24 protein-coding genes and 1 tRNA gene are annotated in these 26,543 nt (G+C 70.3%); 6 read left to right on the forward strand and 19 right to left on the reverse strand.

The annotated features are described in order from the left end of the window. Nucleotides 1-179: 179 nt before the first annotated feature. The 5 genes from thrC to ABD343_RS11340 all read right to left on the reverse strand — a co-directional run bounded on the left by thrC (nucleotide 180) and on the right by ABD343_RS11340 (nucleotide 5,534). Nucleotides 180-1,268 (reverse strand): threonine synthase, encoded by a 1,089-nt coding sequence (gene thrC, locus ABD343_RS11320; RefSeq protein WP_344526814.1) that lies wholly within the window; start codon nucleotides 1,266-1,268, stop codon nucleotides 180-182. 81 nt (nucleotides 1,269-1,349) lie between these two features. After that, nucleotides 1,350-2,648 (reverse strand): homoserine dehydrogenase, encoded by a 1,299-nt coding sequence (locus tag ABD343_RS11325; protein ID WP_344528504.1) that lies wholly within the window; start codon nucleotides 2,646-2,648, stop codon nucleotides 1,350-1,352. A 108-nt stretch (nucleotides 2,649-2,756) separates the two neighbouring features. After that, nucleotides 2,757-4,148: a diaminopimelate decarboxylase gene (gene lysA / locus ABD343_RS11330; protein WP_344526816.1), complete on the reverse strand. Its 1,392-nt coding sequence runs from the start codon at nucleotides 4,146-4,148 to the stop codon at nucleotides 2,757-2,759. Nucleotides 4,149-4,170: 22 nt separating this feature from the next. Beyond that, nucleotides 4,171-4,956, reverse strand: coding sequence for a DALR anticodon-binding domain-containing protein (locus ABD343_RS11335; protein ID WP_344526818.1), 786 nt, complete (start codon nucleotides 4,954-4,956; stop codon nucleotides 4,171-4,173). A 116-nt stretch (nucleotides 4,957-5,072) separates the two neighbouring features. Next, complete coding sequence (locus ABD343_RS11340) at nucleotides 5,073-5,534, reverse strand: response regulator (RefSeq protein WP_344528506.1); 462 nt, start codon at nucleotides 5,532-5,534, stop codon at nucleotides 5,073-5,075. 161 nt (nucleotides 5,535-5,695) lie between these two features. Between ABD343_RS11340 and ABD343_RS11345 the strand changes: the two genes are divergently transcribed. Further along, nucleotides 5,696-5,767: transfer RNA gene (locus ABD343_RS11345), tRNA-Arg, on the forward strand. 214 nt (nucleotides 5,768-5,981) lie between these two features. Here the strand turns inward: ABD343_RS11345 and ABD343_RS11350 are convergent. The 6 genes from ABD343_RS11350 to ABD343_RS11375 all read right to left on the reverse strand — a co-directional run bounded on the left by ABD343_RS11350 (nucleotide 5,982) and on the right by ABD343_RS11375 (nucleotide 11,201). Next, nucleotides 5,982-7,403 carry a tyrosine-type recombinase/integrase gene (locus tag ABD343_RS11350; RefSeq protein WP_344526820.1) on the reverse strand — a complete coding sequence of 474 codons (1,422 nt, stop codon included), beginning with the start codon at nucleotides 7,401-7,403 and terminating at the stop codon, nucleotides 5,982-5,984. Beyond that, nucleotides 7,400-7,591, reverse strand: coding sequence for a helix-turn-helix transcriptional regulator (locus ABD343_RS11355; protein WP_344526822.1), 192 nt, complete (start codon nucleotides 7,589-7,591; stop codon nucleotides 7,400-7,402). Before ABD343_RS11355 ends, ABD343_RS11350 begins: the two co-directional genes overlap by 4 nt. Further along, nucleotides 7,581-8,918, reverse strand: a complete 1,338-nt coding sequence (locus ABD343_RS11360) for a replication initiator (protein ID WP_344526824.1) — start codon at nucleotides 8,916-8,918, stop codon at nucleotides 7,581-7,583. Before ABD343_RS11360 ends, ABD343_RS11355 begins: the two co-directional genes overlap by 11 nt. A gap of 370 nt (nucleotides 8,919-9,288) precedes the next feature. Next, nucleotides 9,289-9,483, reverse strand: coding sequence for a hypothetical protein (locus ABD343_RS11365; protein WP_344526826.1), 195 nt, complete (start codon nucleotides 9,481-9,483; stop codon nucleotides 9,289-9,291). 6 nt (nucleotides 9,484-9,489) lie between these two features. Then, nucleotides 9,490-10,848, reverse strand: coding sequence for an FtsK/SpoIIIE domain-containing protein (locus tag ABD343_RS11370; protein ID WP_344526828.1), 1,359 nt, complete (start codon nucleotides 10,846-10,848; stop codon nucleotides 9,490-9,492). After that, the gene (locus ABD343_RS11375) at nucleotides 10,845-11,201 is read right to left on the reverse strand and encodes an SCO3933 family regulatory protein (RefSeq protein WP_344526830.1); all 357 of its coding nucleotides are present in this window, start codon (nucleotides 11,199-11,201) and stop codon (nucleotides 10,845-10,847) included. The genes ABD343_RS11370 and ABD343_RS11375 overlap by 4 nt, the downstream gene beginning before the upstream one ends. A 166-nt stretch (nucleotides 11,202-11,367) precedes the next feature. Here ABD343_RS11375 and ABD343_RS11380 point away from each other — a divergent pair, with 166 nt between their 5' ends. Beyond that, nucleotides 11,368-12,120: a GntR family transcriptional regulator gene (locus ABD343_RS11380; protein ID WP_344526832.1), complete on the forward strand. Its 753-nt coding sequence runs from the start codon at nucleotides 11,368-11,370 to the stop codon at nucleotides 12,118-12,120. 1,174 nt (nucleotides 12,121-13,294) lie between these two features. Here ABD343_RS11380 and ABD343_RS11385 read toward each other — a convergent pair. The 3 genes from ABD343_RS11385 to ABD343_RS11395 are packed head-to-tail and all read right to left on the reverse strand — an operon-like array spanning nucleotide 13,295 to nucleotide 14,429. After that, nucleotides 13,295-13,591, reverse strand: a complete 297-nt coding sequence (locus tag ABD343_RS11385; protein ID WP_344526834.1) for a Maf family protein — start codon at nucleotides 13,589-13,591, stop codon at nucleotides 13,295-13,297. Between the two features lie 24 nt (nucleotides 13,592-13,615). Next, nucleotides 13,616-13,903 carry a hypothetical protein gene (locus ABD343_RS11390; RefSeq protein ID WP_344526836.1) on the reverse strand — a complete coding sequence of 96 codons (288 nt, stop codon included), beginning with the start codon at nucleotides 13,901-13,903 and terminating at the stop codon, nucleotides 13,616-13,618. Beyond that, on the reverse strand, nucleotides 13,893-14,429 hold the full coding sequence (locus ABD343_RS11395; protein ID WP_344528508.1) for a bifunctional DNA primase/polymerase: 537 nt from the start codon (nucleotides 14,427-14,429) through the stop codon (nucleotides 13,893-13,895). The genes ABD343_RS11390 and ABD343_RS11395 overlap by 11 nt, the downstream gene beginning before the upstream one ends. A gap of 256 nt (nucleotides 14,430-14,685) precedes the next feature. Between ABD343_RS11395 and ABD343_RS11400 the strand changes: the two genes are divergently transcribed. Continuing rightward, nucleotides 14,686-16,074, forward strand: coding sequence for a helix-turn-helix domain-containing protein (locus tag ABD343_RS11400; RefSeq protein ID WP_486387848.1), 1,389 nt, complete (start codon nucleotides 14,686-14,688; stop codon nucleotides 16,072-16,074). Between the two features lie 24 nt (nucleotides 16,075-16,098). Here the strand turns inward: ABD343_RS11400 and ABD343_RS11405 are convergent, their stop codons facing one another. Beyond that, nucleotides 16,099-16,863 (reverse strand): hypothetical protein, encoded by a 765-nt coding sequence (locus ABD343_RS11405; RefSeq protein ID WP_344526838.1) that lies wholly within the window; start codon nucleotides 16,861-16,863, stop codon nucleotides 16,099-16,101. A 37-nt stretch (nucleotides 16,864-16,900) separates the two neighbouring features. Further along, nucleotides 16,901-17,797 (reverse strand): phosphotransferase, encoded by an 897-nt coding sequence (locus tag ABD343_RS11410; protein WP_344526840.1) that lies wholly within the window; start codon nucleotides 17,795-17,797, stop codon nucleotides 16,901-16,903. 326 nt (nucleotides 17,798-18,123) lie between these two features. On the opposite strand from ABD343_RS11410, the gene ABD343_RS11415 reads away from it, so the two are divergent. The 3 genes from ABD343_RS11415 (at nucleotide 18,124) to ABD343_RS11425 (ending at nucleotide 21,658) form a co-directional block, all read left to right on the forward strand. Then, nucleotides 18,124-18,786, forward strand: a complete 663-nt coding sequence (locus ABD343_RS11415) for an HNH endonuclease (RefSeq protein WP_344526842.1) — start codon at nucleotides 18,124-18,126, stop codon at nucleotides 18,784-18,786. A gap of 242 nt (nucleotides 18,787-19,028) precedes the next feature. Further along, the gene (locus ABD343_RS11420) at nucleotides 19,029-20,438 is read left to right on the forward strand and encodes an MFS transporter (protein ID WP_344526844.1); all 1,410 of its coding nucleotides are present in this window, start codon (nucleotides 19,029-19,031) and stop codon (nucleotides 20,436-20,438) included. After that, nucleotides 20,435-21,658: an FAD-dependent monooxygenase gene (locus ABD343_RS11425; protein ID WP_344526846.1), complete on the forward strand. Its 1,224-nt coding sequence runs from the start codon at nucleotides 20,435-20,437 to the stop codon at nucleotides 21,656-21,658. The genes ABD343_RS11420 and ABD343_RS11425 overlap by 4 nt, the downstream gene beginning before the upstream one ends. A gap of 93 nt (nucleotides 21,659-21,751) precedes the next feature. Here ABD343_RS11425 and ABD343_RS11430 read toward each other — a convergent pair whose 3' ends face one another. The 3 genes from ABD343_RS11430 to ABD343_RS11440 are packed head-to-tail and all read right to left on the reverse strand — an operon-like array spanning nucleotide 21,752 to nucleotide 26,180. After that, entirely contained in the window at nucleotides 21,752-22,444 is a 693-nt protein-coding gene (locus ABD343_RS11430) for a response regulator transcription factor (protein ID WP_344526848.1), read from the reverse strand. Then, nucleotides 22,441-23,799 carry a sensor histidine kinase gene (locus ABD343_RS11435; protein ID WP_344526850.1) on the reverse strand — a complete coding sequence of 453 codons (1,359 nt, stop codon included), beginning with the start codon at nucleotides 23,797-23,799 and terminating at the stop codon, nucleotides 22,441-22,443. Before ABD343_RS11435 ends, ABD343_RS11430 begins: the two co-directional genes overlap by 4 nt. Nucleotides 23,800-23,804: 5 nt before the next feature. Continuing rightward, nucleotides 23,805-26,180 (reverse strand): MMPL family transporter, encoded by a 2,376-nt coding sequence (locus ABD343_RS11440; RefSeq protein WP_344526852.1) that lies wholly within the window; start codon nucleotides 26,178-26,180, stop codon nucleotides 23,805-23,807. Nucleotides 26,181-26,543: the final 363 nt, after the last annotated feature.

A 26,543-nucleotide genomic window follows, 5' to 3' on the forward strand; every position in this document is an offset into this window, starting at 1 on the left:
CCCGCGTGGGGGACCTTCGGGAGTCGGGGTGAATCTCAGCCTATCGAAGGAAGGTTCACTGGCGACACAGGGCGCACAGGAGGCGCACGATGCGTGTCGTGAGCCTCCCGTGCGACCGGCTCCGCCCGGGGGACGGCCGAGAGCCCTCGGGCCCGGTCCTCCAGGAGCCATGCCAGGATCTACGCCAGGCCCAGGCGCTCCGCCGCGGCGTCCGCGTCCACCGGGACCGTGACGGGCTGCGGGGCGCCCGCGACAGCCCAGTCCGGGTCCTTGAGGCCGTTGCCCGTGACGGTGCAGACGACGCGCTGGCCCGGGTCGAGCGTGCCCTGCTCGGAGGCCTGGATCAGGCCCGCGACGGAGGCGGCGGAGGCGGGCTCCACGAAGACGCCCTCCTGCGCGGCCAACAGCCGGTACGCGCGCAGGATCTGACGGTCGGTCACCGCGTCGATGAAGCCGCCGGACTCGTCCCGCGCCTGCTCGGCCAGGGTCCAGGAGGCCGGGTTGCCGATGCGGATCGCGGTCGCGATGGTGCTCGGGTCCTTGACGGCCTCGCCGCGCACGATGGGGGCGGCGCCGGCGGCCTGGTAGCCCCACATGCGCGGGGTCTTCGAGGCGGGCCCGCCCTGGCCCGCGTACTCCCCGTAGCCCTTCCAGTACGCGGTGATGTTGCCCGCGTTGCCGACCGGGAGGACGTGGATGTCGGGCGCGTCGCCGAGCATGTCCACGATCTCGAACGCGGCCGTCTTCTGGCCCTCGATCCGCACCGGGTTCACCGAATTCACCAGTGCGACCGGGTACTTCTCGGAGAGGCCACGCGCCAGGGTGAGGCAGTCGTCGAAGTTCCCCTCGACCTGGAGGATCTTCGCGCCGTGCACCAGGGCCTGGCCCATCTTGCCCAGCGCGATCTTGCCCTGGGGGACGAGGACGGCGCAGACCATCCCGGCCCGTACGGCGTAGGCCGCGGCGGAGGCGGACGTATTGCCGGTCGAGGCGCAGATGACGGCCTGGGCGCCGTCCTCCTTCGCCTTCGTGATGGCCATCGTCATGCCGCGGTCCTTGAAGGAGCCGGTGGGGTTGGCGCCCTCGACCTTCAGATGGACGTCGCAGCCCGTGAGGTCGGAGAGGACCCGCGCGGGGACGAGCGGCGTGCCGCCCTCGCGGAGGGTCACGGGGGTGGTGTCCGCGCCGACCGGGAGGCGGTCGCGGTACTCCTCGATGATGCCGCGCCACTGGTGACGGCCCGCGGACCGCCCAGCGGCGTCGGGCATTCGGTCCAGCGGAGAATCCATGACGGTCACTTTTCCTTGCTCCCCATTGCTCGCCTTGCCGGCCTTCGTGGCCCCGATGGCCTACTCACCCTCGACCCGCATGATGCTCGCGACCCCGCGCACGGTGTCGAGCTTGCGCAGCGCCTCGACGGTCGCGCTGAGCGCGGCGTCGGCGGCGCGGTGCGTGACCACGACGAGCCAGGCCCCGTCGTGGGCGCCTTCCTTGCCCTTCTGGCGCACGGTGTCGATCGAGACCCCGTGCTCCGCGAAGACCGTGGCGACCTGGGCGAGCACGCCCGGTTTGTCGGCCACGTCCAGGCTGATGTGGTACCGCGTGACCACCTCGCCCATCGGCGAGACGGGGAGCTGCGTGTACGCGGACTCGCCGGGGCCCTTCGCTCCGTTGAGCTTGTTCCGGCAGGCGGCCACCAGGTCGCCCAGGACCGCGGAGGCCGTGGGCGAGCCGCCCGCGCCCGGCCCGTAGAACATGAGCTGGCCCGCGGCCTCGGACTCGACGAACACCGCGTTGTAGGCCTCGCGCACGGAGGCCAGCGGGTGGCTCAGCGGGATCATCGCGGGGTGCACGCGCGCGGTCACGGAGCGCCCGTCGGCGGCACGCTCGCAGATGGCGAGCAGCTTGACCGTACAGCCCATGCGCTTCGCGGAGGCGATGTCCGACGCGGTCACGTCGGTGAGGCCCTCGCGGTAGACGTCGTCGAGGCGGACGCGGGTGTGGAAGGCGATGCCCGCGAGGATCGCGGCCTTGGCCGCCGCGTCGAAGCCCTCGACGTCGGCGGTCGGGTCGGCCTCCGCGTATCCGAGCGCGGTGGCCTCGTCGAGCGCCTCGCTGTAGCCCGCGCCGCTGCTGTCCATGCGGTCGAGGATGAAGTTCGTGGTCCCGTTCACGATCCCGAGGACGCGGTTGACCTTGTCGCCCGCGAGGGACTCGCGCAGGGGGCGCACGAGCGGGATGGCGGCGGCGACAGCGGCCTCGTAGAAGAGGTCGCCGCCGTGTTTCTCGGCCGCCTCGTGCAGGGTGGAGCCGTCCTCGGCGAGGAGGGCCTTGTTGGCCGTGACGACGCTCGCGCCGTTCTCGAACGCCGAGGTGATCAGCGCGCGGGCGGGCTCGATGCCGCCGATGACCTCCACCACGACGTCGATGTCCTCGCGCGCGGCGAGCGCGGCGGCGTCGGTGGTGACGAGCGCCGGGTCGATGCCCTCGCGGACCCGGTCGGGGCGGCGCACGGCGACACCGGCCAGCTCGACCGGGGCGCCGATGCGCTGCGCGAGGTCATCCGCGTGCGTCGTCATGATGCGCGCCACCTCTGAGCCGACGACCCCACAGCCCAGCAGCGCCACCTTCAGCGGACGCGTACGCATCATCTGACCTCGTTTTCCGTCTGTTCCGTCTCGTCAAGGGTGGTCTCAAGTCTCACGTACCGAGCGGGAGAATCCACGCTGGTTCCAGTATGTGGGACCTATTTCTCACTAGCCGACATCGAGCCGCAGGAGATCCTCCTCCGTCTCCCGGCGCACGACGGCCCGCGCCTCCCCGTCCCGTACGGCGACGACCGGCGGGCGCAGGGCGTGGTTGTAGTTGCTCGCCATCGAGCGGCAGTACGCGCCGGTCGCCGGGACGGCCAGCAGGTCGCCGGGGGCCAGGTCGGCGGGGAGGAACGCGTCCCGTACGACGATGTCGCCGCTCTCGCAGTGCTTGCCGACGACGCGGCTGAGCATGGGCGGCGCGTCCGAGGCGCGGGAGACGAGGGCGACGCTGTACTCGGCGTCGTAGAGCGCCGTACGGATGTTGTCCGACATGCCGCCGTCCACGCTGACGTACGTCCGCAGGCCGTCCAGCTCCTTGATCGTGCCGACCTCGTAGAGCGTGAAGGCCGTCGGCCCGACGATCGCGCGCCCCGGCTCCACGGAGAGCCGCGGGACGGCGAGCCCGGCGGACTCGCACTCGCGGGTCACGATGTCGCGCAGCGCCTTGGCGATCTCGTGCGGCTCGCTCGGGTCGTCCTCCGGCGTGTACGCGATGCCGAGGCCGCCGCCGAGGTCGATCTCGGGCAGCTCGACGCCGTGCTCGTCGCGGATGTCGGCCAGCAGTCCGACGACGCGGCGCGCCGAGACCTCGAACCCGGCCATGTCGAAGATCTGCGAGCCGATGTGCGAGTGGATGCCGATCAGCTCCAGGCTGTCGAGCTGCAGCACGCGCCGTACGGCCTCGGCGGCGTCCCCGTCGGCGAGGGCCAGCCCGAACTTCTGGTCCTCGTGCGCGGTCGCGATGAACTCGTGCGTGTGCGCCTCCACGCCCACCGTCACCCGGATCTGCACGCGCTGGCGCACGCCCAGCTTGCGGGCGATGTGCGCGACGCGGGCGATCTCCTGGTACGAGTCGAGGACGATCCGCCCGACGCCCGCCTCGACGGCGCGGCTGATCTCCTCGGTGGACTTGTTGTTCCCGTGCAGGGCGATGCGCTCGGCGGGCATCCCGGCGCCCAGCGCGGTCGCCAACTCGCCGCCCGAGCAGACGTCGAGATTCAGCCCCTCCTCGTTCAGCCAGCGCACGACGGCGCGGGAGAGGAAGGCCTTCCCGGCGTAGAACACGTCGGCGTCGTGCCCGAACGCGTCCCTCCAGGCCCGGCAGCGGGCCCGGAAATCGGCCTCGTCGAGGAAGTAGGCCGGGGTGCCGAACTCCTCGGCGAGCTGTCTCACGTCGATCCCCCCGACGCGGACGGCGCCGTCGCCGTCCCGCTGGACGGTCTGCGACCAGACGCGGGAGTCGAGGGCGTTGAGGTCGGCGGGCGGGGCCGAATAGTGCCCCTCGGGGAGCACATCGGCGTGACGGGGCCCTGCGGGGTGTGCGGAACGGCTCATGACTGCTTCTGTCCTCGTGTCCTCAGATGTGGGCGGGTGCGGAAACGCCGAGCCGGGACAGGCCGCCTGCCAGCACCGCTCCGGTGGCCTCGGCGAGGGCCAGCCGGCCGCGGTGGGCGGCCCCGGGTTTCTCGTCACCGCTGGGCAGCGGCGGACAGGAGTCGTGGAAGTCGAGGAAGGCGTCGGCGACCGCGGCGAGGTGCCGCGCGAGGGGCCCGGCGGCGTGCGTGTCCTCGACCCGGGCCTGATCGGCGAGCAGGGCCAGCAGCGCGGCCCCTTCCTCCGGCCGCCCGTCAGGGTCGGGCGCGATCCCGAGCTGCCGCCCGTTGCGCAGCACCGCCCGCGTACGGGCGTACGCGTACTGCACGCGGAAGAGCGAGCTGGAGCGCGCCGTGCGTACGGCCAGCGCGGCGGGGTCCTCGCCGGTGGCGGCGGCCCAGCGCGCGATGTCCGCGGCGGGCCGGTCCCGCGCGTCGCCGGACGACCCCGCGGCGGCGAGATCCCGTACGAGGGCGGCGCGCGCGGCATGGTCCAGCGTGACGTTCACGAACCCGGGCCCGACCACGCGGACATCCGCGACGCCGGGCTCCGCCGCGAGCCCCTTGCGCAGCAGCTCGGCGACGTCCCGCGGGGGCCGCCCTGTCCGAGCGGCGACCTGGAGCGCGACCCCGGTCGCGTAGTCCCCGCCGCCGCGCCGGGGCGGCGCCTCGACGACCACACGCCCGGGCAGCACGTTTGCGTCGGTACCGGCGCCGAGGGCGCGGCGCAGCGTGTGCAGGGCGGTGCGGGAGAGCTGGGCGGGTGTCACAGAGCAAGCGTATGGGAGGTGGGGTGGGTGCACGCGAACAGGTTTCGCGTACTGGGACGAACGATCGTGCCGCGTCCGGGACCGGAGGGGCCGGCCAGGACTCGGCCAGGGCTCGGCTAGGGCTCGACGACCTCGGAGATCTCCGAGACGGGCCCGACGGAACCACCGGGACCAACGGAACCGAGCGTGGGGCCGACCGTGGGGCCGCCCTCGCGGTGCATCAGGCGGCGGACCATCCGCACCAGCTCGGCGGGCTCGAACGGCTTCGCCAGGAACGCGTCGACGCCCCCGGGCCCCCCGCCGCTCCCCGCCTCCAGCTCGGTGCACGCGCTGACGAGCGCGAGCGGAATGTGGCGCGTACGCGGATCGGCCCGCAGCCTCTCGGCCGTACGCACCCCGTCGAGCCGGGGCATCACGGCGTCGAGCGTGACGACGTCGGGCCGGATGCGATGCACCACGTCCAGGCAATCGGCACCGTCGACGGCGGTCACGACCTCGAAGCCCTCCAGCTCAAGGTTGACCCTGATCAACTGCCGGATGACCTTGCTGTCGTCGACGACAAGGACCCGGCCGGACATACCTGGCACACCGCAAAGCCTAGGCGCGCGCCTCCACCTGCGTCCGGGTTTTGCCCATTTCCGCCCGCGCCGGTCCCCCCTACCGCCCCCACGCGAAACCGGGTTCCGGTCCACCACCCCCGAGCTGGTACTGTTCTACCTGTCGCCGCCACAGCGGCCACGCCCCCGTAGCTCAGGGGATAGAGCAACGGCCTCCGGAGCCGTGTGCGCAGGTTCGAATCCTGCCGGGGGTACTTTTCCTTAAGTGCCGAGACGCCTCGTGACCAGCTTGGATGCTGGTGCGGGGCGTTTGTCGTGTGCGCAGGCGGATGCAGCGCTGAGCGGCCGTTTGTCGGTGGTCGCGGCGTATTCGTGGGATGGCGCAGAGCCCGTTTTCGCTGGTCAGCACGGCCAACGAGAAGGCCCCCGGGGATGCTCCCCAGGGGCCTGACTGTAGCTGTGCGGCGGTCAGCCGCTCCCGTCTTCTTCCTCTTCTTCGTCCGGTTCTTCCGCCGGTTCGCCGCCGAGCAGTTCCTCAATGCGACGGTTGGCGATCTCCTGTCGGCCGTCGAGGCACTTGGCGTACCGGGTGAGCAGGACCTCCACGCTGTTCCCGGCCCGCTCCGCTACCTCTGCCGAGTCCACCCCGGCGTTGAGCCAGGAGGACAGAGCCGCGTGCCGCAGGTCGTACGGGGTACCCGCGAGCGGGGAGGCGAACTGTTCCGGAGTCAGGGCCAGGGCCCGAGCGTCCTCCCAGGTGCGGGAGTACGACGACGAGCCGATGACGCCGCCCCGCTCGTTGCAGAACAGCCGTCCGTCGTCCGCTGTGCCGAACTCCTTCACGTGCCTCCGGAGCATCCGCACCAGGTGGGGCGGGATCGGTACCGGCCGGACTTCGTCCTCCGATCGATTCTTCAGGCCCCGGTGATCGTGCACAGCCCCGTTTCCAGTCCAGCGCTTGCCCACAGTCGGGCGGGTGCGGTGCAGGTTGAGACGCCCCCATCCCCGTTCAGGCAGCTCGCAATCCTGGATCCGGAGCCCGACCGCCTCCGCCGGACGGAGACCGCCGAAGTACATGCACGCGAAGAGAGCGACCATGCGACGGCCACGCGCCCGTTTGTATAGGCCCACGTACGTCAGTGCAGTCAGCAACTCCCGGGCCTGATCGGGATTGACGACGACCCGGCGGTCGATCTCCTTTGCGATCTTCGGCGGTTTCCACTGGACAGCGGACACCGGGTTTTCGGTCAGCTCCCCGACTTCCACGGCGTAGCGGAGCACGTTGGACAGGACCGCGCGCTTACGCCGGACCGTTTCCGGCGAGGCGTGGCTCCCGTCCAGCTTGAGGGTGAGCGCATCCAGAACGCCCCGCATGATGGCCGGTCGCTTCAGCTCCGTAAGGCGCATGGATGCCTTTTCCACCCACGCAAGGGCATTGGCGATTTCGGCGGGGCGCTCCGGCTCCTCTCCAGTGGAGCAGTGCACGAAGGCCCAGCCACGCAGGGCCTTGCGCAGCACCACATCCGTTGGCCGACCCGGCTTCTTCTCCAGGAGAACCGTCGTGACGAGCGTCAACGTCTCGTTCATGCTGTCTCGGGAGTTGGGAGCCGCGTGCGGCCACTTCATCGCGAGATACTTGCGAGCGAATTCATACCAAGTCAGGGAAGGCGGAGCCTCCGTCATCGAGTCCGGCAAGCCGGTCTCTGTGTCGAAGCTTTCCCCAGCACGGGATGCCTTTACCAGGCTGGAGCGATGGCTATCCGCCAGTGCTTTGGTACGGAAGGTCTTTGAGAACGACTTTCCGGCAACCTTCCAACGCACCTCGTACGAGGGGCGCTTGCTCGACTTATTCCGGCGGATCTCCCAGATACGTACGTCCTGTGACTTCACGCGGCTGTCTCCTCTCGCCGCCGGAGCCAAGCCGTGAATTCGCTCCGCCAGATACGAATTTCGCCGTTGGGGAGCTTGAGCGACGCGGGTCCGCGCCCTATCTCCCGCCAGCGGTAGAAGGTGCGCCGGGAAACACCGCCCAGTTCGGCCAGCACCTGAGCAACCGTCATTAGTTCGTCACGCGCCATGACCGTCGCCCCCTTCACGGAGCGAGGCCGCGACGAGGGCCGCCTCCGGGCTGTAGCCGCGCCCGGCATAGCGCCACTCCCCCAGGACAGCCGTCGAACGGTCGGCCAGGCCCAGGGCGGCCCGCTGCTGTGCCGCGCGATGCTCCGTGCGTGCCTCACGAAGAGCCGTGAGCGTGGTGGAGTAGCGGCGGGACTTGGTGGAGAAGTGGCCCCGGTAGCCGAGCATGTGAGCCCAGCGACGCAGCCGCAGCGGCTCGAAGGGCGGCAGGCCGCCGAGCCACCAGCACGTCCCGATCATGCGGAGCGTGTGACGCCGTACGCGCAGCACGGCCAGGTCTCGCGCGTGCCAGATGCGGCCATCCACCGCGCCAGCCGACTCGGCGCCCTTCGTCGCGTACTTGGCGATGTACGCCGCGACGGCGGTGTCCGACGAGCCAAGCGGCCGTATGTCGGTCTGCGTGCCGAAGCGCAGGACGCGCCGCCCGATCACGTCGGCCCCAAAGGCAGAGAGCCGGACCCGGCTGACTGCCTCCCGCACGGCGTCCGCCAGGAGAGCCGTCTTTACCCAGCCGGGCGGAGCTTGCCCCGGACCGTCCGGGCCGTCGAGGCGGATCACGGCATGGAAGTGGACCAGACCGCGCCGCTGGTACTCCGCGACCTTGGCGTACGACAGCCGTACGGCGTCGCTCAACTCCGTACGGGAGAGCCCGGCACGGTCAGCGAGTACGCGCCGCAGCTCCAGCGTGAAGCGGTGCCACAGCTCCCCCGCCTGTGCCTGCCACAGCACCGCCCCGGCATAGTCGTAGCAGCGCGGGCACAGCGGTTCGCCGAGTCGCGGGTCAGACTCCACATGCCGGACGTGGCAGCCGACCGGAGCACCGTGCGGGCAGCGCTCCCCCGCCTTGCGGGGACGGCAGGGACGTACCCGGCCGTCCCGTTCACGCCGGGTGTGGACCGGGCCGAAGCCCGGAGCGGTGAGGGTGGCGAACACCCGGGGGTGTCCGCCGACCTCTGCCGTGACGCTCTTGCCGCCGACGAGTCCGGCGCGGATGAGCTGGTACGTGTCCGCCCGGTACACCTGAGCGCATGACGGGCAGACCGCCGCACGGCGGTTGCCGCACGCGACCAGGAGACGGCCGCCGAAGGCGTCGGAGCCGTACGAGTGCAGCCGCTCCCCTGTCGCCGTGTCGACCAGCGAGGCCGAGCCAACCAGGTGAACCGGGTTCGTGCAGCCGCCGAGGCGGACTAGGCTCCTGCGCCAGGCGTCGAAGTCGGCACGGTTGGCCCGCTCGACCAGGGCCGCGACTGCTGCGCTGGGGTACGTCATCGCGCACCCCCGAACGCCTCCCGCATCACGGCGGCGATGGCCTCCGGACGCGTCTTGGCCGAGAACCGGAGGCTGGGCTCCGTCAGCCAGAGTGCCGCTCCATGCCCGGGGCAAACGTGATGCTCTTCGCCCTCAACATCGACGAGTACAACTTGCTCACGGCCCGTACAGGTCGACTGTTCCTCTTCTCTCAGCTCGCACCAGGGCGAGCGGGACGGTTTGCGCGAACGATTCGCGGTGGACAAGGTAGGGATACTCCTTTCTCTACTTACGTGGCGGATGGAGGGGCTGCCTGACGGGGTCGGGTTTGGCGACTTCGCGCCCCGTCGGGAGCCCGTTTTCCGGGTGATCACAGCTCTCGCCTCCTCTCTCAGAACCTGAGCTGTCCGAGGAAGCCGGAGATGGCGAGCAGCGCCGCGTAGATGGCGGACGAGGCGGCCGTCTTGGCGAGCAGGAAGCCGAAGACGCCGCAGAGGAGCACGTCCAGCCACTTGAAGTACCGGATGTGGAGCAGGAACCAGATCAGCAGGCCGAGCAGCACGACGGCCGACATGGACAGCAGCACGGCGCCTCACCCCTCCGTTCCCGCGTCGCCGTCGAGCCGTTCGAAGTGGACGGCCGGGCCGTCGTTCACCGAGGCACCGCCGACCGCCTCCACCAGTTCCGGGATGCAGGGCGTCAGATGCGCGAACTCCTCCGCGACCGCCTCCGCATCCGTCTCGGAAACCAGGTGCGAGCGAGCCCGATCCCAGCCATCGGCCGAGGCAAGAACCGCAGTCCCGGCTTCTTCCGGCGCGATGGACTGCGCCGCGATCAGCGCATCCGGGTTGAGATCCCCGAGCGCCATCTCCGCCGTACCGGGGTCGGCCACGCGGTGGCAGACTCGGCCGCCGAGCTGGGCACGGAGGGCCGTGACGCCGGGGCCAAGGTCCGAGCCGACCCGTTGCCCCGCCGCGACGAGGTAGAGGCCCAGGGCCGCACCGAGTTGGGCTATCCGGATCAACGCCGTTGCCGCCGCCTGCGCTTCGTCCTTCTCGCTGCGGTTGGCGACTAGGAACAGCTCCGCCAGCTCATCCACGATCACGACGACGGGCACCGGGCGTTTCTCGTCCGGCAGGCCCCAGACGTTCCGTACGCGAGCCGCGCGGCAGAGCGCCATCCGGTCCAAGGTGAGATCCACGAGCGCGCCGAGCAGCTTCACCGCTTGCGCGCGGTTCGTGGCGAGGGCCGACAGGCGCGGGGCGTAGAGCGAAAGCTCCATGCCGCCCTTGCAGTCGATCCCGACCAACGCGACGCGTTGCCGGGCGAGGCCCGCCACGAGTGCGTTGATCAACGTTGACTTGCCGGAGCGCGTCGCCCCGACGATGAGCCAGTGCGGGACCTCGCGCAGGTCGATGACCCACTGTGCGCCGGATTCGAGGACACCGACGGCCACCCGGAGCAGACGGCCGGCGGTGCGCTGCTTCGGCGCACGAGGCTCCTTCAGCGGGTCGGCTGCCAAGGCTGAGATGTGAACGACGCCCGGTTTCGGAGTCGTCACGCGGACCGCGTGCACTTCCCAGTCGTGCGCCATGGCCGGGGCGGCCTTGACGAAGTCCTCGGGCACCTGCCCCGGGAGGAGCCGGACCAGGAACCAGAAGCCGCCGCGCGTCGGCCGTATGAAGCCGTAGCGGGGAACGCGGGGCTGGGGCGGGGGCGCGCCGTTGCCGACGAGCCCGGAGACCACGGTGAGCGCGGCCTTACGGCTCACCGCCAGCCCGCACCCGGCCATGAGCGGGCGCCACGTACGGACGACTCGTAACGACGCGGCGGGGAAGCCGAGGCACAGCCACCACGCGACCGGGTAGCGGCGGCGCAGGGCCGGGCCCGCTATGAGCAGGCCCGACGCCAGTACTGCGGCCACCACGAGGAGGGAGGCCGAGAGATTCACTGCCCGGCCCCCTTCCCGGAGGAGGCGGACGAGGCGGGAGCGGTGAGCGGCTTGATCTCGGCCGCCCGGAAGGCGACGCCGTGCCGCCCGTCGTTCTCCCACGGCGTGGCGACCAGATCGCGGACCTGGACCGGCAAGCCGTTCTGCACGCCGGACGGCTCACCCGCCACGCTCACGTTGACGACGTCGGCCGACGTCGCGGACATCAGGCACAGGCCGACCTGGAACACGGTCTGACCCGTTTCGCGGTCGACGCGAAGCTGTCCGGTCTCGCGGTTGGCGACGCGGGGCGTCGGAGCAACGGCGCAGATGATCCCGGTGAACTTCGCCGTGTCGATCGGCAGGGCTACCACTGTCTGAACTCCTTTGCTGTCGCCCCCGAAGGCCGTTCCTTCGGGTTGCTTTACCACCCGTAGTACGGGTGAGGAATCCAGCGTGCAGCCCGTAGTACGGGTTGTCAACCGGGTGGTGATGGGAGACGCTGTACGGGCTGACGGCGAGCAGACGACGGAGACCCCGATGGTGAAGCAAAGGCCCAGCAAGGAGCCGCAGAAGCCCAAGTACCGCCAGATCGCGGACTACTTGAGGGCGGGCATCATGGACGGCACGTACCCAGCGGGCCAGCCGCTCCCATCAGAGGAATCCCTCGCGAAGCAGTTCGAGGTCACGCGCCCGACCGTCCGACAGGGCATCGCAGAGCTACGGGCCTCCGGCCTGGTCGAGGTCATGGCCGGACGCGGCGGATTCGTCCGCTCCCCGCACAGCCGCCCCAGCCTCACACGCCCGCGCGGCGTGCGCCGGGAGCCGGACGGCCGGTACGTCGAGGCGGACGGCATCCGATGGACGAACGCGGAGGAACCCACCGCGACGCGGACCGATGCCCCGTTGGCTCTCGCCGATCTTCTGCGCGTCCCACCGGGCGAACCACTGTTCACGTACGACGTGCTCCAGACTGCCGACGGAGGCCGCCTCCGCCAACTCCACCGCACATACGTGCCGTTCTCCGTGCTGGTCGGCACGAAGTACGAGGATCAGGCCCCGCCGCCCGCGCCGGAGCTGTACGGAGCGCTTGCCGAGCTGGGGCACGAACTCCACTTCACGGAGTACGTGCGGACGCGGATGCCGTTGCCGGATCAGGCGAAGGCGTTGCGGCTGCCGGATGGGGTGCCGATGCTGCAACTGCTGCGAGTGACGGCCACCGAAGCCGGTAAGCCGCTCGCCCTGGAGGAGCTTCGATTGCCTGGTGACGATCTCGAACTTGCGTATTCGTGAGGCCACATCACCGGCAAGAGCACTCGACCCACGAAGGCAGAATCCCAGGTCAGGCGCCCACGCGCCCATTCAATGGCCTATCGAATGATCCATCAATGGCCTATCGAATGATCTATCAATGGCCTATCGGGTGCGGTACAGTCCTCTTGAGGTCTACTCCTCAAGAGGACCTAATGAGTGGCCCCGCCCTGGGCAGCCGGCAAGCAGATCCCAGAGCGAGGCACTGTTCCGTGAGTCGGGTCCGGACTAGCGTCCGGGCCCGTCGTCATGCCCGCCGAAGATCGCTTCGGCTACTGCCTGCCCGCAGATCTTCCCGATAAAGCCGAAGATCCAGGCAACGAGCGCCTGCCACCATCCACGTGTTGAGCCACGAGCCTCACGCGACACACTGGGCCCACTCAAGCCGTACCTCCATCGCATTGACCTTTCCCGGCAGTGCCGCGACCCGCATTCCGGACGGCACGCAGGGAACCGACAACGCTTCGGCACCCTGCGCACCGCCCGGCGCTGAGTGATCAACGCCTGAAGAGTGCGTCACGCAGAAGGATACCCAACACACCTACAAAACGGCCCAGTTGAGCGTTACCCAGCGTGAATTTCACCGGCTGCTCCCGTCTCGAAACTCACCGTGAGTGACGGCCATGGTGGTCCGTGGCTCAAACTTTCTCTACGTCTTCAAGGGCGGCGCTCACGCGCCGCCGGGCGGCTGGGCCGCCCCGTCCGGGCTGCGGCGCTGGGGCGCCGGTCCCGGCCGGTCGGCCGAGCCGCCCGCGAAGGACAAGGCCGACCAGCACGCACGAAGTCTTGGCAAGGAAGCCACCGACCAGAAGGTTCGTGGCTGGGGCGGCCGGCCTCCGAGTCTTGAGCCACCTCCCCGGGCCGGGCCCCGCGTCGGGCAAGCCCAGGGGGCCACATCGGGCACTTCAGCGGGCAGGCCAAGGGCTGCCCGATGTCGCCGACCAGCGTATGGCCCCCTGAACATGCCCGACCCCAGTCCGGGCAGGCCACCGGCCCAACACTCTCCGGCCGTCCGCGTGCCCGTCTTTCCGTCGACTCCGACCACGCACAAGAGCCCCGTACGCCGACTGCCATGGCCAAGGCGGAGGCGAGCAGTGGCGTACGGGGCCCGTATCCGGCCTCACGGAGGGACCGGAGTCGGAGGGGCGACGGGGCTTCAAGCAGCAGGAGCGTCGGCGGCCCGTTCCGCCATTTCGGCGGCCAGTCCGTTCGCCAGCACGCGCGCCAGCATCTCCACCGCCGCAGGTCGCACCTGGCCGAGGCACACGATGCCGTCCCCGAAAACGTTCACGTCGGCCTTGAGGCCCGGGAAGTCAGCTTCCAGGCCCAGCTCACGCAGCAGCTCCGCCAGGGCATCAGCGCCACGCTTGCCCTCAGCCCAGCCCCGCACGTACGGAACGCCCGGCCGCAAATCCTCCGCACGCCTCGCGCACACGCCCATCGGGTCCGTCATGTCATCCACCTCATCCGCTCTCGCTCAGTCGTCCACTCGCCGGGGTACTTCCTGGGGACAGTCGAGCGACTTCCGCAGCAGGGCCGCCAGCCGATCCGCCGTGTGCGGGGAGACGCGGCCCAGTTCAATCAGGCCGTGCCCGAACGCGTTCAAGTCGGCCCTGAGGTAGGGGAAGTCGCGTTCCATACCCGCAGCGATCAGCACGTCCCGAAGGGCGGCCACCGCGTCCCGCGCCGCGTGCCATTCGCTGCTGTCGATCGGGGACCAGCGCGAGTCGTCACCAGCTCCGTCGTGTTCGGGCTCAGCAGGCATGGGGTGCCTCGCTCTCCGAACCACCACCCGTGTAGCCCTGCCCGTAGCGGTCCGCACGGGAGACCACCACCGAGGCCGCGACGAGCATGGCGGCCACCGCCGCCGTACGTCCGAGCGTCACCTCCGGCCGCCGCACCGGCGCGTGCAACCAGGCGAACCGTTCGCCACCGAGCGGCATCGGTCCGGGCACCACCACGACGGACCCCTTGTCCAGGTAGCGGTACTCCAGCGACCCGGCCGCCTCGTTCTTGAGCATGTGCGTGAAGGACTCGCGTGAGCCGGACGGCAGGAAGAAGCCGACCATGCTCGCCGCCCAGTCAGCCATCACGGGGCCGAGCGGCATCCCGTGGCGTACGAGCTGGTCAAAGGTCTCGACTCCGAGGCGCTTCTCAATCGCCACGACATCGAAGAGCCGGCCGGTCGGCAGCGCGTACGGGCTGCGCGGGTCAGCCGCCCAACGCTCCCGACACTCCTCCGGGTTGTCTGCCGCAGCGGAGAGCCATTGCACGCCGCGTCTCGTCATCATCTGCACGTCAGGTCACCTCAGTTGGCCTTTCGGTCGGCCGGTCGGCCGCCTGATACCACCGTGGCGCGCGCCGTCTGAGCTGGGCAGATGACGAGAGGTGACGGGGGATGACGCCCACCCGGTAGGCGCGTCACCCCGCGTCACCCGTCTTCGGTAAGGAGGATCATGGATCACCGCGAGACACAGGAGGCTTACGTTCCGTAGATTCAGACGGAGGCGACAGGGCACAGCGGGGCCAGCGCGGGAGGCGATCACGTTGGAGGGGAACCGGCCCTTCGGAATCCTGCACGTCAACGCCCGCAAAGCGCGGGGCTGGAGTCAGCTCCGCGTCGTTCGGGAGTTGGGACAGGCCGCCGCCCGACACGGCAAGGCTCTGCCCGCAGACGCCAGCGTGAAGCGGCGGATCGCGAGTTGGGAGAACGGGCACAGCATGCCCGACGAGTTCTACGGCGCCCTGATCTGCGAGGCGTTCGGCATGGACGCGGCGGAACTGGGCCTGAACCACCTCACGGGGCATGACGCAAGTCTGCTCGACGCCCGCTATCCGCCCACGCCCGAGGACGCGTTCCGCGCCGTCGATCAACTCTGGCGGGCAGACCTCCACGGCTACGAGCCGCTACTTCTGTCCGAGGCGTCACAGCCCGCATGGAATGAGGCGTCCCTCCGCTGGCTCGTTGCCCCGGATCCCTCGTTCCCTACGAAGCCCAGCACGAGCAGCGTACGTGTTGGGCTGGCGGACGTGGCGATGATCAAGTCAACCGGCGATACCTTCGCCATGCTGGACGACCGCTTTGGCGGAGACCACGCCCGCCAGTCCGTGATCCAGTACCTCAGCCGAGACGTCTCCCCTCTGCTAACAGGCCAGTACACCGAGCCCGTGGGCCGTGCGCTCTTCTCTGCCGCCGCCGAGGCCACGCTCCTTGCCGGGTGGATGTCGTATGACGCCTGCCACCACGGTCTTGCCCAGCGCTACTTACTTCAGGCTCTCCGTCTCGCCCAGGACGGCGATGACCGCCGGCTGGCCGGGAGCATCCTCTCCGCCATGAGCCATCAGGCGACGTTCCTTGGCAACTTCACAGAGGCCGCGACACTGGCGCGTGCCGCCCGGATGGGCATCTCCGGCGTGGCCACACCGACGCTGATGGCGCAGTTCCATGCGATGGAGGCCCGCGCACTGGCGCGTACGGGCGATACGCGCGCGTGCGAACTGGCCCTCGCGGAGGCGACGAAAGCCCTGGAGAGCCGCAACAGCGACGATGAGCCCGAATGGATCACGTACTTCGATGAGGCCGAACTCGCCGCCGAGGCGGCTCACTGCTTCCGTGATGTGAACAGCGCCAAGCAGGCTGTGGCCCACGCGGAGCATGCGATGAGCGGCACGCACGTGCGGAGCGACTTCTTCGCCACGATGGTGCTTGCCGACGCACACCTACGAGCAGGCGAGCCGGAGGAAGCGTGCCGTGTCGCCCTGGATGCGCTGGACCTTGGTGAACAGCTCAAGTCGGCACGATGCGTTGCCTACCTCCGGGAATTCCGGGAGGACCTGTTAGAGATCAGCAACGCATCCGTGCTTTCCGATTTCGAGGAGCAGGCCGCCGAACACCGCATTTGGCTCGCAACTGGCGCCATCACGCTTTCCGCCTAAGAACAGCTAATGGATTGCCACAATTCAATGTGGAGGTGAACTGAGGGCTCGCCTCGCCTCTGCAACAAAACGCGCACGACTGCGTGCACGCAACTCGGCGTTAGCAGATATCAACTCACTTGCCGCGGATGCTTCTTCACCGAAGACTGCGAATAGATTGCTTCGTTCGTCAAGTTGCCGAGTCACCTCATTCACCCTAGATAGATTCTCATTCACCTGCTGAATTATCTCGAACACTTGTGAATCATCGTCGGTGCCACCTCTGCCCTCACGAGCAGCAGCGAGCACCTCATCCAGGCGATCAATGGCACCCGACAGGCTCTCCAGATGCCCTTCCTGTACTGGAGAGTCGAAAAGATCGGAATTCCGAAGGCCGCGACCTGATTGAACGAGGTTGATCAGCGCGTTAACGTCCTGCCAGGCTGCTTTTGCTAGATCTTCAGCAGCTAGGGCAACTTCATTCGGCCCCAGCAGCGCAATGCGCTGTGCCCGTTCACCCGTGCGACCCGCAACGGCCGTCAGCCCATTTTCCCTAGCACCCTGCTCCCCACGCATGGTTCGCATGAACTCATCCCATGCTTCGAGGAAACCGTCATAGGCATTGAGCCGCTCTTGCCTCAACCAGTGGGCATGCTCAGCATTCACTTGATCCCGAACCTGCTTAGTAGCGGATTCCGCGCTCTTGTCGGCACCGATTTTCGTCGCCCGCGCGGTGACTACAGCCCCGAAGGCTGTACCGAGGAGCCCGCATACAGCCGCAATAAGCCCGACAATTAGCCCTTGGCTCACAACTACCCCACCCCCCGGACGGGACCGCTTTGAGTGACTAGAACGGCTTCCAATCGCGCCTGCTGCCACCACTCCGGATCGTCTCCACCCGGCGCGCGAACTCCTCCGCAGACTCGGCACTGGTTGTCACCTGCTGTCCCAGCCAGAGCGTCATCATCAGCTCTCGCACGTCCGCCAGGACCGGGTACCCCGGCCAGTTCATCAGGTCGAACCCGTAGTGATAGACGAACGACTCGTACTCAGCCCGCGTGTGCCAGCCGAAGCGATCGTAATAGAGCGCAGTCTGTACGAGATCCCACTCACGAGGCGCCAGCGCGAAGCCGTCCAGGTCGATCAGGATCGCTTGACCGGTCCGCTCCCGGAGGATGTTGCCGATGCTGGCGTCACCGTGAATCAGGCCGAAGGGGAGCACGAAGTCCAGCCGGTCATACGCCTTGTTGAGCGCCCCAGCACGCTCCTCCAGGAACGTACGGTCCTCATCCGTGATGCCGTCCAAGCCCCGGAGCGCGCCCCACACCTTCGCGAATGGATCGAAGTACGGCAGCCTCAGCGCCTCCGGTTCCTCCAGCCAATGAAGCCGCCGGAGCAAGTCACCCAGCTCATCCAGGCGCCCGTACTCGACCTCATCCTGAGCATTCTCCCAATACGTGACGACCCGGCCGCCAATCAGCGAGGGCTGTTCCACTCCCGGTACGACCCGCGTGGCAGGGAAGTCCTCCCCCTCCAGCCACCGCGCGACGCCGACGGCCCGCGTCATGCTCTCCAGGCTCTCCGGATCGCGAGCGATTCGAATGACCACGGGCGCAGATTCCAGCCGGTATACGGCGTTGGAGCCGAGCCGCAGCAGCTCGGCGCCCGCAGGCTCCAGGCCGGCCGAACGGCACGCCTCCTCCAATACCGCCCCGGCCGCCTCTGCGGTGAACTCCTCCGCCATGCCACGCGCCTCCCCGCCGCCTAGATCACGTTCGACGGTATCGCTCACCTGCCGATGGCCACAGACCGCCCACGGCGTATTTGCGGCGTGATCCAGCCAGACCGAGTCGCGATCAGTGCGCCGACCAGCCCATACACGCAGAACCGCATGGGCCTCCGGAGCCGTGTGCGCAGGTTCGAATCCTGCCGGGGGTACTTTTCGCAAAGTGCCGCAACGCCTCGTGATCAGCCTCTTCGCTGATGCGGGGCGTTTGTCGTGTGTGCGGTGGGCGGGGCCACCGTCTCGCGGCGCCCCGCACTGTCAGTAGTGGCCTCCATACTTCGCGCATGCACCCCAGCGACAGAAGCTCACTCCCTGCGGTCGTCCGGAACGCTGTGCTCACGGCCAATGAAGGCAACTGCACCTATTGCACTTGGGAGCCGGCTCAAGCCGTCGATCACGTGGTTCCGATGAACGAGGGCGGGCGCGATGACGTGTCGAACTTCGTTCCCGCGTGCCGGAGCTGCAACAGCAGCAAGAGGGACCGCACGCCGCTCAGATGGCGACGCGACGTGATTGCGCGGCCGGAAGTCTCCGCCCTGGGCATCCTCCTGGGGGAACGCTGCTATCACGAGCCCGACCTCGTCGTCGGCCTTGCCCCGGATGGGCTCACGCAGCACGTGGCGCGCGTTCAGGCCGAGGTCGTGGAGAACTTCCGGCAGCATGAGCTGGAATTCGCCGCTCAGTTGCTCAGCGACCTGAACCGCTTCGTCACCCGCCTGGGAAATCTCTCGCCAGAACGACAGGGGCTGCTGCGCGGAGAGGCCCGGCGACGCCTCTCCGAGCAGGAGAGAGTCACGCTCGCGGGCAACGCCGAGCGTGCCCCGCTCTGGGAAGCGGACTGGCGCCAGCTCGGCTTACGGCGGCAGCTCAGGGAAGCCCAGCCGTCCGGAGAACCCGGCACGGACCGTACGGACACCCGTGGCTCGGGCCAGGGCATCCGGCGCTAGCCCGCGCCGCCGTCGCGCTCGACGGTGCTCGTACGGGCGGTACGGGCGGTACGTGCCGTACGGGCGTACTCAAAGAGGGCCGGTCGGCGCCGCGGTGGTGCGTGTGCACCAGGGCTCGGGGGCGGGCTGGTGTGGGGGGACCAGGGGGAGTCGGGGGGTGGGGACGATGTGGGGGTGGGGGGCGGGGCGGGAGCGTGGGGGTGCGTGGAATTCGCGCGAATCCCTGACGACGAAGGACGTCCATGTCCGAAGCTGTGATTTCCCCGGTCCGCCCCGCACGTATCGGAAAGCTGGCGATCGGCGCTCTCGGAATTCTGGCGCTCGCCCTCGGCACTCTGCAGTCGGTGGTCGAGCCCGCGTTGCCGTTGCTGCAGGAGGAGTTGGGGGTCAGTGCCGCCGAAGGGGCGCTGATCGGCAATACGTTGCTCATCACCGGTGCGGTCGTCGCGCCCGTCGCGGGCAAGCTCGGTGACCGTTACGGCGGAAAGCGGGTGCTGGTCGGGCTGATGGCCGTGGTTTCGGCCGGTGGGCTGCTGGCCGGGATCGCGCCGAATCTGCCGGTGCTGCTGTTCGGCCAGATATTGCAGGGCGTCATGGTGGGCGCGCTGCCCCTGTCGTTCATTCTGGTGCGCAAGAACCTTCCCGCGGGAGAGTCGCAGGGGGCGATCGGTCTCGTCGTCGCGTTGTTCACGGGCGGCGGAATCGTGGGGACCCTGATTGCCGGGCCGATCGCGGAAAGCCTTTCCTGGCAGTGGATGTTCGCCCTGCCGACGTTCGCGATCATCGCGGCGACGCTCGCCGTGGTGCGGCTGATGCCGCACGATCCGCCGATCGGCTCGGGCCACAGGATCGACTGGCCCGGCGTGCTCCTGCTGAGCGGCACCCTGCTGGCGTTCATGGTCGGGCTCGTGACTGTCGCGAACGGCGATCTGCCGCCGCTCGGGGTCGGGGTCCTCACGCTGCTCGTGGTCGCGCTCGCCACCGGGTGGGTCGCCGTCGAGCGCCGGGCGGCGGCGCCGATGGTCGATCTCCGGATGCTGGCGAAGCCCGCGATGTGGCACGCGTGCGTGCTGACGTTCGTCATCACCACCGCCTTCGGCATGGTGACCTTTCTGCTTCCGCAGATGTTCTCGGTCTCCGCCGACGGGCACGGCTTCGGCATCAGCACCACCGACATCGGGCTGTATCTGCTGCCCGGCGCCGTGGTCGGCGCGGTGAGCGACTCGGTCGGCGGGGTCGCGGCACGGCGGTTCGGGCCGCGTGCCGTGGTCGTCATGGGCGCCGTCGTCACCGCGGCCACGATGCTCACGCTGGCCTCCGTGCACTCCGCGGCGTGGCAGCTCGCGCTCGCGAAGGTGCTGGCCGCGTTCGCCGCGGGCGTCGGTACGACGGCGCTGCTCGCCGGCACCGCCACCGCCGTCGAGGCCAGGGACACCGGCATCGCCACCAGCCTGCTCGTGGTGACCCGCGTGATCGGCGTCGCCCTGGGCGCCCAGGTCGCCGGCGCGATCCTCGCCGCCGGGGCCGGGACCGGAGCCGGGGCGGACCAGCCGTCCGAGGCGGCCTTCGTCACCGGATTCACCGTCGCCGGTCTCGTCGCCGCGACATCACTTCTCCTCGTCCGCGTCACGAAGAAAGAGGTTCGGGCATGATCTCCATCGGTTCCCCCACTACCCCCTTCGCCGGTACGTCCGGCACCCCCTCCGTTCTGATCTCCGGCGCCAGTATTTCCGGGCCCGCCCTCGCGTACTGGCTGCGCCGGGCCGGATTCGCCGTCACCGTCGTGGAGAAGGCGGGGGCGCTGCGCGACGGCGGTTATCCGATCGACATCCGCGGTACCGCGACAGAGGTCGTCCGGCGCATGGGAATTCTGCCGGAACTGCGGGAAGCGCACATCGACTCGCGGCGCTGCACTTTCCTCAACTCCGACGGCAGCACCCTCGCCTCGCTCAGCCCGAGTACCGTTTCCGGCGGTGTCGAGGGACAGGATCTGGAGGTACGGCGCGGGGATCTGGCCGCGAGCCTCTACGCGCTGGTGCGGGACGAGGTGGAATTCCTGTTCGGCGATTCCATCGACACCCTCGACCAGACCCAGGAAGGGGTAGAGGTGACGTTCCGCGGGGGCCGACAGCGTACGTTCGACCTGGTGGTCGGCGCCGACGGGATGCATTCCCGTACCCGCGAGTTCCTGTTCGGCCCCGAGGAACAGTTCAACCGCTACCTCGGCTACTGCTTCGCGATATTCACCATGCCCAACACCTTCGGGCTCTCCCACGAACTCATGATGTGGAACGCCCCCGGAAAGGCCGCGGCCCTCTACGCCGTCGGGGGCGACGACGAGCTGCACGCCTTCCTCAACTTCCACCTGCCGGAACCGCCGGCCGACACCCTCCGGACCCCCGCGGCACAACGGAACCTGGTCGCCGGGGTCTTCGCGGACGCGGGGTGGGAGGTCCCCGGCATGGTCGAGGCCATGCGCGGGGCGGACGACCTGTTCTTCGACACCGCCGGTCAGATCCGGATGCCGCACTGGTCCAGCGGTCGCGTCGCGCTCGTCGGCGACGCCGCGTACGCGCCCTCGTTCCTCACCGGGCAGGGGTCGAGCCTCGCGCTGGCCGGTGCGTACATGCTCGCCAACGCCCTGGCCACGCACCCCGACCACACGGCCGCCTTCGCCGCCTACGAGCAGGGCGTACGCAAGTTCGTCACCATGAACCAGGCGCTGGTCGACAACGGCTCGGCCACGCTCTTCCCCACCACGGCGCGGGCCCTGGTGCAGCGGAACACCATGCTGCGCGACCTCGTCACCCTGCCCGCCGCGGCCGCGCGCCCGGCCCACTCGGCCCTGGCCCTGCCGGACTTCGCCGCCTAGCCGCCGGACGGCCGTAGGTCTGTGGCGGCGCGCGCCGGTCGCCCCGCCACAGGCCTACGGGCCGTACGGCCTTCCGGCCCTACGGTCCACGGTCTACGACGGGCGATCGGTGCCGCCGTCGGGGGCGGTCCGCGCGAGGCCCGTCCGGTAGGCGATGACGACGAGCTGCGCCCGGTCGCGGGCGTCCAGCTTCGTCATGGCGCGCTGCACATGGGCGCGGACGGTGAAGGGGCTGAGGTACATCCGCTCGGCGATCTCCTGGTTGGACAGGCCCGTCGCGACCAGCGCCACCATCTCGCGCTCGCGCGGGGTGAGGACGGCCAGCCGCTCGGGGTCGCTCGGCGGGGGCTCGTCCGGCGTGGCCAGGAAGCGGGTGACGAGGGAGCGGGTCGCGGCGGGTGAGAGCAGCGTGTCGCCGTCGGCGATCGTCCGCACGGCGTCCAGCAGTTCCTCGGCGCCGATGCCCTTGCCGATGAAGCCGCCGGCGCCCGCGCGCAGCGCCTGCGCGACGTACTCGTCGGTCTCGTACGTCGTGAGGATCAGGATCCGGCTGGCGCGGAGGTCCGGGTCGGCGCAGATCTCCGAGGTGGCGGTGAGGCCGTCGACCTCGGGCATGCGGATGTCCATGAGCACCACGTCCGGGCGCAGTTCCCGGGTGAGCCGCACCGCTTCCCTGCCGTCGGCGGCCTCGGCGACCACGGTGATGTCGTCGGCGCTGTCGAGCAGCAGTCGGAAGGCCTCGCGCAGCAGGGCCTGGTCGTCGGCCAGCAGCACACGCAGCGTCACGCCGTACCCCCTGTCTGTCCCCCGCGTTCCGCTTCCGTACGGCCGTCGCCCGCGCCCGTCGTCCCGTCAGTCATGCGCCCCTCGGTGGTCGTCGTTCCGTCGGGTCTCCGCGCCGTGTCCTTGGCGGGCGGGAGGGGCAGCTCGGCGGAGACGAGGAAGCCGCCCTCCGGGCGCCCGGCCGCGGAGAGGTGCCCTCCGACCGCCGTGGCGCGTTCGCGCATGCCGATCAGACCGTAACCGGGCGGGCGTTCGGGCAGCGTGGACGCGATCGATCCCGCGCGCCCGCCCTTGCCCGGGCCGGCGCCCCGGCCCCCGCTCCCGCCCCCGCCGTCGTCGGAGACGGTGAGGGCGAGCCGGTCGCGGTTCCAGACGAGGCGCACCCGGGCGCTCGCGGTACCGGCGTGCTTGGTCACGTTGGTCAGCGCCTCCTGGACGATGCGGTACGCGGTGAGGTCCACGCCCGGCGGCAGCGGCCTGGCCGTGCCCTCCTCGGCCACCGTCACCTCCAGGCCCGCGCGGCGGAAGGAGTCGAGGAGCGCGGGGAGCCGGGAGAGTCCGGGCGCCGGTTCCTCGGGCCCGGCCGTGTCCCCGGTCTGGCGCAGCAGGCCGACCGTGGCCCGGAGTTCGTCGAGCGCGCCGCCGGTGGTCGCCACCAGCTCGTTCAGGCTCTTACGGGTCTGCTCCGGGCGGGTGTCGAAGAGGTGGGCGGCGACCGTGGCCTGCGCGTTGGCCAGGGTGATCTGATGGGCCACCAGGTCGTGCAGCTCGCGGGCGATGCGCACCCGCTCCTCGGCCACCCTGCGGCGCGCCTCGCTCTCCCGGGTCTTCTCGGCCCGCAGGGCCCGCTCCTCCACGGCGGCCAGATAGGCCCGACGGCTCTGCACCGCGTGCCCGAGTACGCCCGCCACCAGCGGAAACGCCGCGACCGCCGCCATCCTGCTCGCGTCCTTCCACGAGAGGGCCCCGAACACGGGGGTGAAGGCGACCAGCAGCGCCGCGGAGGTGAGCGTCACCGCGCTCACCGCGTGCCGTTCGGTGCGCGCGGTGAGCGAGTAGGCGGTGATCACGGCGGGGGCCACGATGAGCGGGCTCAGCAGGAGCCCCAGGAGCGGCACCAGCACGCCGCTCGCGGTCGTGACCGCCATGGCGGCCAGGGGCGCCCGGTGCCGCAGCGGCAGTACGGCGCAGGACACGGCCGCGATCACGTAGGCGGCCGCGGGCGGCGCGGTGAGCGTGCTGCCGTCGTCCCGCAGCACGCCCCCGAGCAGGCAGAGCGCGAACGCCGTCGCCGTGACCGCCACCTCGCGCCACCACGCGCCGCGAGGGCGCGTGGTGGCGTTGCTCGTGTGCGTCATGGCGCTCAGCGCCGGCCGACGGGAAGCCGCGGCACCGCCGCGTCCGGCCCGGCACCCGAGCCCGGCCCGGCACCCGAGCCCGCGTCCGGACCCGCGCCCGGCCCGGCATCGGGTCCGGCACCCGGACCGGCGCCGGGACCCGCACCCGGACCGGCGTCGGGCCCGGTGGGCGGGACCGGCCTGCCCAGTGCCTCCCCCTCGATGTCCACGTTCGGCAGCACGCGGTTCAGGATACGGGGCAGCCACCAGGCCCGGTGGCCGAGCAGCGCGAGGACGGCGGGGGCGATGGCCATCCGGACCACGAAGGCGTCGAAGGCGACGGCGGCGGCCAGGCCGACGCCCATCGTCTGGATGGTCGGGCTGCTCATCCCGACGAACCCGGCAAAGACGCTGATCATGATGATCGCCGCCGCGGCCACCACCCGTCCGCTGTGCCGGAATCCGTCGGTGATCGCCTCGCCGGGCGAGGCTCCGTGGACGTACGACTCCCGTACGCGGGTGAAGAGGAAGACCTCGTAGTCCATGGCGAGGCCGAACACGATGCCGATGACGAGGATCGGCATCAGCGACATGACCGGTCCGGTCTGCTCGATGCCGAGCAGGTCGGCGCCCCAGCCCCACTGGAAGACGGCGACGAGGACGCCGAAGGCGGCACCCACCGACAGCAGGAAGCCGAGCGCGGCCTTGACGGGGACCAGGACCGAGCGGAAGACGACCAGCAGCAGGAGCACCGCCAGGCCGATGACCACGGTCAGATAGGGGACGAGGGCATCGGACATGGCCTCGGAGATGTCGATGTTCATCGCGGTCGTGCCGGTCACCAGGACCGTGGCGCCCGTCCCGGCCTCGACGCCGGAGACCTCGCCCCGTATCGCGTTCACCAGGTCCTTCGTGCCGCCGCTGTTCGGCGCGGTCTCGGGGACGACGGTGAGGACGGCCGTGTCCTTGCTCCGGCTCAGCTCCGGGTCGCCGACCGAGGCGACCCCGTCCACTCCCCGTACGGTCCTGACGACCCGCTCGGCGGCGGCCCCGGCCCCGGCGGCCCCGGCGTCGGCGTCGGCGTCGGCGTCTCCGGACTCCGCGGCGTCGACCACCAAGGTCAGCGGGCCGTTGAAGCCGGGGCCGAAGCCCTCGGACAGCAGGTCGTAGGCGCGGCGCTGGGTGGTCTCGGTCGACTTGGACTCGTCGCCGGGCAGCCCGAGTTCGAGGTTCGCGGCCGGTACGGCGACGGCGCCGAGGCCGAGCCCGGCGACCAGCAGCACGGCGGCCGGGCGGCGCAGCACGAACCGCGCCCACCGGGTGCCGAGCCCGGACCGGCCGGCGGGCCCTGCCGCCTGTCGCGGCCGCCGCCCGGCTCCCTTGCGTACGGCCCGCGACAGCACCCGGCGGCCGAAGAAGCCGAACAGCGCCGGGACCAGGGTCAGCGCGACGAGCACGGCGAGGGCCACGGCGCCCGCGCCGCCCATGCCGATCCTGGTGAGTTCGGGGATCCCGACGACGCCCAGCCCGACCAGGGCGATGAAGACGGTCGCACCGGCGAAGACGACGGCCGATCCGGCCGTGCCCACGGCGCGGCCCGCGGCCTCCTCCGGCTCGCTGCCCCGGGCGCGCTCGTCGCGGTAGCGGGAGGTGATGAAGAGCGCGTAGTCGATGCCGACGGCCAGCCCCAGCATCAGCGCCAGGATGGCGACGGTGGAGGTCAGGCCCAGCGGCACGGCCAGCGCGGAGACGAGGCCGAAGGCGATGGCCACGCCCACGAAGGCGGTCAGCAGCGACAGTCCGGCCGCGACGAGCGAGCCGAGGGCGACGACCAGCACGACGGCCGCGACCGCCACGCCGATGATCTCCGTCGTACCGCCCGGCTCCTCCTCGGCGTCCAGCGCCGAGCCGCCGGTCTCCACGGTGAGGCCCGCGTCCCTGGCCTTGTCGGCGGCGGCCTCCAGGGCGCTCTTCGCCTTCGCGGTCAGATCGACGGCGTCCGCGGTGTAGGTGACCGTGGAGTACGCGATGGTGCCGTCCTTGCTGACGGCTCCGGTCTTGTACGGGTCGGTGGTGGACGCCACCTGCTCGCCCCCGTCCAGCGAGCCGAGCGCGTCCTCGACGGCCGCCCTGCTCTCCTCGGCCGTCACCCGCCGCCCGTCCGGCGCGCGGAACACCAGACGGGCCTCGGCGCCCTGCGCGTTGGCCTCGGGGAAGCGCTCGTCCAGCAGGTCGAACGCCTTCTGCGACTCGGTGCCGGGCATGGACAGGTCCTCTTCCTGCCCTTCCGGCGCCACTGCGGCGGCGGCGACGGCCAGCAGGAGGGCGCCCAGCCACAGGACGCCCACGAGCCGGCGCCGCCGGAAGGCCCACCGTCCGATCCGGTAGAGAAATGCGGCCACCTGCGATCACTCCAGACACCGTCAGCAAGGGGAATGCGCGGGATTCGCGCGCCTTCCACACTTCCTTCCGGTGCGGGGGCAGGGCATCGTCCTCGGCCCCCGACCTCCCCTGGTGCGGGCGCACCAGGCGCCTGCGGGCTCTGGTGCGACCGCATGACGCTCCGCCGTGGCTACGGGGCAGGGGCTGCCCCGTGCCGTGCGTCGCAGTCTGCAGCCGTCATCGTGGCTTGTCGCGCAGTTCCCCGCGCCCCTGAAGCGGCCCCTCCGGGGCCTGCTTCAGAGCGCCGCGCACGAGTGCGCCCCGAAGGGGCGCGGGGAACTGCGCGCTCAGCCACCCCCAGCCCGCAGCCTGCGACGCACGGA

This window comes from Streptomyces albiaxialis, assembly GCF_039530985.1.
Classification (GTDB): Bacteria; Actinomycetota; Actinomycetes; order Streptomycetales; family Streptomycetaceae; genus Streptomyces; species Streptomyces albiaxialis.